Origin of the sequence: Streptomyces sp. (assembly GCF_036524955.1) — a bacterium.
In the GTDB taxonomy this organism is placed as follows: domain Bacteria; phylum Actinomycetota; class Actinomycetes; order Streptomycetales; family Streptomycetaceae; genus Actinacidiphila.
This window is the reverse complement of the sequence record NZ_DATDBG010000122.1, coordinates 1-7977: the sequence shown is the minus strand read 5'-3', so window position 1 is coordinate 7977 and position 7977 is coordinate 1. Positions and strand designations below refer to the sequence as shown.

Below are 7977 nucleotides of genomic sequence, written 5' to 3'. Positions count from 1 at the left end.
ATTCGCCGCCGCCCACCGCGAACGCCGGCCGGGCCGGCGCGGCGGCGGCCTGCGGCGCCTGGTCGAACAGCACGGACAGGTCGACCGACAACCCGTGCGCGACCAGCCGGGCGACGAGCCCGGCGAGGCTGCGGGTGGACGACACGCCGCGGCGGTCCACACCCACCGCCACGTGCGCCCGTTCGCCCAGGGTGTCGTGGACCCAGCGGGTGCAGGTGGCGCCTGGGCCGACCTCGATGAAGTAGCGGTAACCGCTCTCGTACGCGGTCTCCACCAGCCGGGGGAAGTCGATGGTGTCGCGCAGGGTCCGGGCGATCCGGTCCGCGACGGTGGCCTGGTCGAGCGACCCGATCGGCGCGTAGTCGTAGGCGCTGAGCAGTTCCAGCCCCCCCAGGGAGCCGACGGGGTGGTCGTTGAGCTCGGCGAGGCCGGCCAGTTCACCGTCGGCCACCGGGCAGTGCATCACCGAGTTGACCGGTGAACGGGCCGCCGGGCAGTCCAGCTCCGCGATCAGCGCCCGGCACTGGCCGGGGTCGCCGGCGATCACCACCTCGGTGGGCGTGTTGACATGGGTGAGGAACACCCGCTCGTACCGGTCCAGCGCCGCACGGACCCGGGCTGCGTCGGTGAGCAGCACGTGGCAGGCCCACACCGCCTCGTCGGGGGTGCTCTCCGGCAGGTCCCACAGCTCGCGGACGGTCCGGCGCGGGCCACACAGCCGGTCCTTGAACAGCGGGGTGGTGCTGATCCGGTCGTCCCGGCGGGCGGCCCGCTGCCAGCCGCCGGTTGCGAAGAGCATGCTGCTCTCGCCCAGGCTGTAGCCGAACGCGCCGTGCACGGGCACGCCCAGGGTCTCGCGGACCAGATCGGTGTAGAGGTTGGCGAAGGTGGTGCCGGTGGCCAGCATGAACGGCAGGTCGTCGCCGAGCCTGGCCTCCAGCTGCATCAGCTCGCGCCGGCCGGGCGTGACCTGGGTGCGCGGGTACAGGTCGGCCGCCCGGAAGGTCCGGTCCGGCTCAGCCGCCTCCTCCTCGAAGCGGGCCAGCAGTTCGGGGAAGGCCCGGAACAGGTCCTGGCCGAGCCCCGGATAGCTGTTGAAGGCCCCCGGATAGACCAGCGCCACCTTGGCGTCCGGTCCGATCGGCTGCCCGGTGAAGAAGCTCCCGGACGGGGTGCTCCACTCCTTGCCCGCCGCGTGCGCGGCGGCCAGTCCGCCGACGGCCAGTTCGGCCTGACGGCGCAGTTCCTCGCGGCCGGTGCCGACCAGGACGACCCGCAGGGTCCCGGCGGACGTGCTGCCGCCCGCCGGCAGCCGGTGCACGGCCTCCTGCACGATCCGCCGGGCGTCCGCGCCGGACGCCAACTCGTCGGCATGGCGCCGGAGTTCGGCCAGCAGACCGTCCAGCGAGTCCGCCGCCAGCGGCAGCAGCAGGGGGCCGCCGGCCCGCTCCCAGCCAGGGCGGTGCGGCTCCTGCCGGGTCTGCTCGGCGGAGACGACCAGATGGCCGTGCGCGCCGGTGTCACCGACGAAGGTGACGGCCGCGAAGCGCCGGGCGTCACGGGTGCGGCGGAACCAGGGCCGGGAGGCGTCGGGGACGTACAGCGCAGAATCGGCCAGCAGCGGCGCCGCCTCGTCGCTCGGGCGCTGCCAGGACGGAGTGCCCGGCAGGTAACCCAGATGCGCGCAGAGCACGGCCCGCAGCAGGCCGGCCATCTCGGCGGCCCCGCCGGCGTGCCCCAGGTGCGCCTTGGCGCTGCCCAGTGCGACGCTGCCGGAGCCGGCCGGGTACACCTGGGCCAGCGCGGCGAGTTCGGCCCGGTCGGTCGGGCCGTGGCCACCGGCGCCGGCCTCCAGGTAGCCGATGTCGGCCGACGTGATCCCGGCCTGCGCCAGCGACTCCGCGGCGGCGGCGGCCAGCAGCGAGGCGTCGGGCTGCGGCAGCCCGCCGTCCGCGGCGGCGGCGTACTTCACCGCGATCGACTCCAGCCGGGCGTAGGCGGGACGTTCCCCGCTGCCGGGCCGGGTGACGACCACGGCGCCGGCGCCCTCGCCGATCCGGACGGCGCCCTGGCCCGCCCCGAAGGCGAGGCCGCCCTCGGCCGGCGCGCCCTGACCGTCCTGCCGCGCGGCGCGCAGCAGCAGGTTCTCCGGCGAGCCCGCCAGGTCGACCGCGCCGACCAGCACGGCCTCCACGGTGTCGTCGAGCAGCAGCAGCCGGGCCACCCGCAGCGCCTCGGCGGTGCCGGCGCCGTCGGCGGAGATGGTGAAGGACGGGCCGGTGAAGTTCCACAGCGAGGAGATCCGGCTGGTCATGATGTTGCCGATGTAGCTCAGCACCTCGTTGGCGACGATCGGCTGGTGCACACCGTCGCGGGCGATGAGGAACAGCTCGGCGCGCTGCTCGTCGGTCAGCGTCAGGCCGGAGCTGTCGTACACCGCGCGCAGGAAGGCGTCCAGGCCGTAGCGCGCCAGGTGCAGGTGGGCGCTGGGCTCGATCTCCATGGCGATGACCACCCCGATCCGCCGCGGGGCGGGCGAGGTCCGGCCGGCGGTCGGCGTACGGGAGTACCCGGCGTCACGCAGCGCCTCGTCGGCCACCTGGGAGACCAGGGCGTGCTGGAGGTTGTAGTTGCGCAGGTCTGCCGGGGGGATGCGGTGGTCGATCGGGTCGACCGGGACGGTGTCGGTGAACGCCCCCGTCGGCACCGTCGCGCCCGCCAGCGACGCGGCGGCCAGCACGCCCTCGGCGGTCTGTTCGAGACCGCGCCAGCGGCGGGCCGGCAGCGGGCCGTACGCCTCGCGCCCGTCGAACAGGGCGCGTTCGAAGGCGTCGGCGCTGTCCAGCGGCCCGAAGTGGGCGCCGATGCCGACCACGTCAAGGGCCGACGGCACCGCGGCGGCGTCGTCGCCGGCTGCCGGGGCGGTCCCGGGAGCCGCTGGAGGGGAGGACAGCACCACGTGCGCGTTGGTGCCGCCGAAGCCGAACGCGGAGACCGCGGCCCGGCGGGTGCGCCCGCGCTCCGGCCAGTCCCGGCCGGCCCGCACCAGGATGTCGCCGGCCGCCGCGCCGCCCGCGGCCAACGGCGTGCGGACGCCGGGCGTGGGCGGGATGTGGCCGTGCTGCATGGCCAGGATGACCTTGATCATGCTGCTCAGCCCGGCCACGGTCAGGAGGTGACCGATGTTGCCCTTGACCGAGCCGATCAGCGGCAGCGCGCCGTGGGCGCCGAAGAACTCCACCACTGAGTCCAGTTCGGTGCGGTCGCCGACCGGGGTGCCGGTGGCGTGGCACTCCAGGTAGTCGATGTCGGACGGTGCCACACCGGCCTGGGCGTAGGCGTGCTCGTAGGCCCGGTGCTGGCCGTCCGCGTTGGGGATCAGCAGGTGGCGGCCACCGCCGTCGTTGGACAGGCCGATGCCGTCGACGACCGCGTAGATCCGGTCGCCGTCCGCCACCGCGTCCGCCAGCCGGCGGACCGCCAGCATGCCCGCGCCCTGACCGGTGAGGATGCCACCGGAGGCGGTGTCGAAGGGCTGGCTGAAGCCGTCCTCCGGGTAGGCGTGCAGGTCGGAGAAGGACAGGTGGATGAGCGTCGGGTCCGGCGCGCACACCCCGCCGGCCAGGGCGAGGTCCGCCTGCCCGGACGCGAGGTGGTCGCAGGCCAGCTTCAGCGCGTACAGCGCGGAGGAGCATGCGGCGTCCAGCGCGTACCGGGGGCCGCCCAGGCCCAGCGCGGCGGCGGTGACGGCGGCCGGTGCGCCGCTGACCCGGATGTCCTCGGCGGCCGGGCCCTCCGCCGCCCACTGCGGGTCGGCGGGCACCGGTCCCGAACCGGGCAGTCCGGCGGCCCGCAGCCCGTGCAGCACCGCCTGCTCGACCAGCGGCAGGCTGACCCGGGCCGAGGCGGGCGTCGGGAAGGAGTAGTTGCCCAGCACCAGCGCGGTCCGGTCCAGCAGGTCCGACCGCCCGGCGTGGCCGCTGTCGCGCAGCGCCTCACGTCCGGTGTGCAGGGTCCAGTGGTAGAGGCGGTCCAGCCGGTTCAGGTAGTCCGCGTCGAGCCGGTAGCCGGCGGGGTCGAAGGCGAAGTCGGTGACGAAGCCGCCCCGCGCGCAGTAGATCCGGTGGTCCGGGTCGGCGTCACCCGGCGGCGGCGCCGGTCCGAAGACCTCTTCGCCGCCCTCCCGGCGGCTGTCGGCTCCGGCCCGGAGGTTCTCCCAGAAACCGGCCGGGGAGGTCGCACCAGGGAAAAGGCAGGAAAGGCCGACGATGGCGAACTTGCTCATGCGGACTGTGGTTCCCTCCAGGCTGGATGCCGGGGCCGGGCACGTGAAGCGCCCGGCCCCGGCGGGGCGACGTCGTCAGCTGTTCACGAACTTGGCGGCCAGCTGCGGGGCAGCAGCCACCGACACACCCGCGAACCGGGCGAGGACCCGGCCGTCGGGGGCGCACGCGGTCACCGTGAGCTTGGTGATCGCGGAGTTCGGGTCAGCCGCGGGGTCCACGGGCTCGACCACCGCCAGGAAGGGGCCGCCGTCCGGCAGCGCCTCGTACAGCTCCGCCTCGGCCACCGCGAGCGGCAGGCTCGCGGTGTTCCGGTGCAGCCGGGTCCAGACCAGTGCGGCCTGCAGCAGCAGGTCGGCGGTGCCGGGACCGTACAGCGCGCCGCTGAACGCGCCGCCGGACGCGGCGGGTTCGGCCAGCTCGCACTCCAGCACCAGGCGGGTGCCGTCCTCGGCCGCCACCTTGCGGATGCCGCGCAGCGCGGGCCCGTGGAACAGCGTCCCGTCCTGGTACAGCCCGGCCGCGTCCCGTCCGCCGCCGAGGGCGGGCAGCCCGGTGACCAGGGGCCGGTCGGAACCGGCCGCGGTCAGGTCCAGCTTGGCCGAGTAGCGCGGGCGGGTGGCGCCCTCGCCGTCGGCCGACTCGATGAGCACCTCGGCGCCCGAGCCGTCGGCGGCGGCCTGCGCGCGCAGCCGCAGCCGCTCGTGCTCGTCCGCGCCGAGCACCACGCCCTTCAGCACGGAGAAGTCCCGTACCCGGCCGACGGTCGCTCCGGTGATCCGCTCCACCGCGCCGATGGCCCAGCCGAGAGCCAGGGCCGCGGGCACCACCGGCGTGTCGCCGATGACGTGGTCGGTCACCAGGGCGGTGTCCGCCAGCGCGGAAAGCTCCCGCTGGACGACGACCGCGGTGGGCGGCACCACCACCGGCCGGGACGACAGCGGGGTCGTCGGCCCGAGCACGGTCACCACGTCGCCGCCACGGTCGGCCGCGAACTGCTCGGTGAACAGCCGCGGACCGGTCCGGGCGCCGATCAGTGCGATGCCCCGCTCGGCGAAGACCTCCTTGATCTGCGGTGACACCATGCCGCTGTCCCAGGCGCCCCAGTTCACCGAGGTGACCCGGCTGTCGGGGTGACGCAGCTTGAAGGACGACGCCCAGGCGTTCAGCACCTCGTTGGCCATGGCGTAGTCGGACTGGCCGCGGTTGCCGAAGAAGCCCGCCACCGAGGAGAACAGCAGCACGTGGCGCAGCCGCTCCTCGGGCAGCGCCTGGACGACGGCGCGCAGCCCGTCCAGTTTCGGCGCGAACACCCGCTCGATCTCGGCGGCCTTCTTCTGCTCGATGAGCTGGTCGGCCAGCACACCGGCGCCGTGCACCAGACCGGTCACCCGGGCCGCGTACGGGGCCAGCGCCGCCTTCACCGCCGCGGCGTCGGTGATGTCCACCGCGAGGTACTCGGCGGTGCCGCCGGCCGTGTGGACCTGTTCCAGGGTCTGCCGGATCTCGCGCACCGCGACCACCGACTGGTACATCTGCTCCACGCGCTTCGGGACCGGCTTCTCGCCCTGCTCGCGCAGGTGGCCGACGGCGGCGGCCTTCAGATCGGCCGGACCGTACAGACCGGCCGCCCAGCCCGGCTCCTCCGTCAGCGGGGTGCGGCCGAGCAGCAGCAGCCCGGTGTGGTACCGGCCGGCCAGGTCCACCACGCAGCTCGCGGTGATACCCCGGCCGCCACCGGTGACCACCAGCAGGTCGTCGGCGGTCGGTTCGGACGGCAGCGTGCCCTCGTGCCCGGCTCGCTCGGCGAACGGCGTCTCGGCCAGCGACAGCGCGGCGCGTCCGGCACCGTCCCGGGCGACCTGCACCGGGCCGGCCGCCGCGTCGTGCAGTTCAGCCGTCACCAGCGCGGCGGCGTCGGCCGGGTCGAGTCCCGGGGCGAGGTCGACACCGCGGCAGAACACCTCGGGTGCCTCGACGGCGAGCGTCTTGACCAGACCGCCGTACCCGCCGGCCGGGGCCAGCGCCTCGGCGACACCGCGCAGACCGAACGCGCCGTCCAGGGCGGTGACGGTCAGGAAGGCGGTCCTGCCGGTCGCGGCGGCCTCGCGCAGCGGCGCCACCACGTGCTTGGCGATGAGCAGGCCGTGTGCCAGCCGCCGTACGCCCTCTCGCCAGTCCAGGTCCTGCCGGGTGGCGGGCAGCAGCACCAGGCGCGGGTTCCGGTCGGTGATCTCCTTGACGCGGGCGGCCAGTTCGGCACTGCCCCAGCCCGACAGCGCGTTGTCGTCGACCTGCTCGACGCCCTCGTCCGTCAGCCGCGCGGCGACCTCGGGCAGCCGCAGTACGGAGATCTGCCACCCCTCGGCGGCCAGGCGCCGCGCGAGCGGCGGTACGAGATCACCGCCGTCGTCCACGAGCAGCGCGACGGAGCCCTCGGGGAATGCACCGACGAGCCGGTCCGGCTCGGGCAGCGGCGTCAGCACCGCCTGGCCGCGTCCGATCCCGTCGGCGTCCTCGGCAGCGTCCGGCGCGGCCGGTGCGCCCGGGGTTGTCCCGGTGACCGTGGCCGTGTCCGCCTGGTTGCTGATGAAGGCCGTGATGTCGCTCAGGGTGCGCAGCTCGGCCAGCGCCTCCGGACCGGCGGCAGTGGTGGCGGTGGGGAACCGCTCCTGCAGGGTGCCCATGATCTCCACCCGCTTGATGGAGTCGATGCCGAGATCAGCCTCGATGTCCATCCCCAGGTCGAGCATGTCCGTCGGGTAACCGGTCTTCTCGGCCACCACCTCCAGCAGCGCGGCCTGCACAGCCGCAGGGTCGACGGCCGCGCCGCCGCCGGAGGCAGGCGCCACCGCCGGGGTCGCGGCAGGAGCCGCGGGTGCAGCCGCGGTACTGGTCTGGCTGCTGATGAAGGCCGTGATGTCACTCAGGGTGCGCAGCTCGGCCAGCGCCTCCGGACCGGCGGTGGACTCGGTCGGGAACCGCTCCTGCAGGCTGCCCATGATCTCCACCCGCTTGATGGAGTCGATGCCGAGATCAGCCTCGATGTCCATCCCCAGGTCGAGCATGTCCGTCGGGTAACCGGTCTTCTCCGACACCACCTCCAGCAGCGCGGCCTGCACAGCCGCGGCATCCACAGACGCGCCACCACCGGAGGCAGGCGCCACCGCCGGGGCCACGGCAGGAGCCGGAAGCGGAGCCGGGGCCGGGGCAGCCGGAGCCGGCGGCAGGGCGGCCGGAGCAGGGGGCAGGGCGGCCGGAGCAGGGGGCAGTTCCAGCGCCGGGGTGACCGGAGCCGACGGGGCGGCCGGGAGCGCCGCCGGAGGCGCGGGCGTGTACGGGGGGATCGCGGCGTGCTGCGGCCGTACGAACGCGGCGGGCGCGATCGGCGCGGTCGTCGAGGGCGCGGCGGGGGCCGCCCCGTACTCCAGGCCGGCCAGCTCCCGCAGGATCTCGTTGGCCCGCAGGTGCGTCCGGCCGATCGCCAACCCGTGCTCCTTGACCGCGGAGACACCGGGCATGATCTCGCCGACCCGGCCCTGGTCGGCCGCCTGGGTCAGCAGATCGGTCAGTTGCCGCACGCTGTCGAGCTGCCCGCTCATGTACTGGTCGTGCAGCGACAGATGATCGGCGACCAGGCTGTCCAGCCGCGCGGGGGCGGCGGGGGCGGATGGCCGCCCGGAGGGCGCTTCCT

At 74.9% G+C, this 7977-nt stretch carries 2 protein-coding genes; both read right to left on the bottom strand.

Features of this window, described 5'->3' with window-relative positions:
- The coding region (locus VIW71_RS10600; RefSeq protein WP_331621836.1) for a beta-ketoacyl synthase N-terminal-like domain-containing protein at positions 1 to 4285 on the bottom strand (4285 nt) is incomplete at its 3' end.
- Positions 4286 to 4360: 75 nt separating this feature from the next.
- Positions 4361 to 7977 (bottom strand): SDR family NAD(P)-dependent oxidoreductase (locus VIW71_RS10595; RefSeq protein WP_331621835.1); only part of this gene is annotated, 3617 nt, incomplete at its 5' end.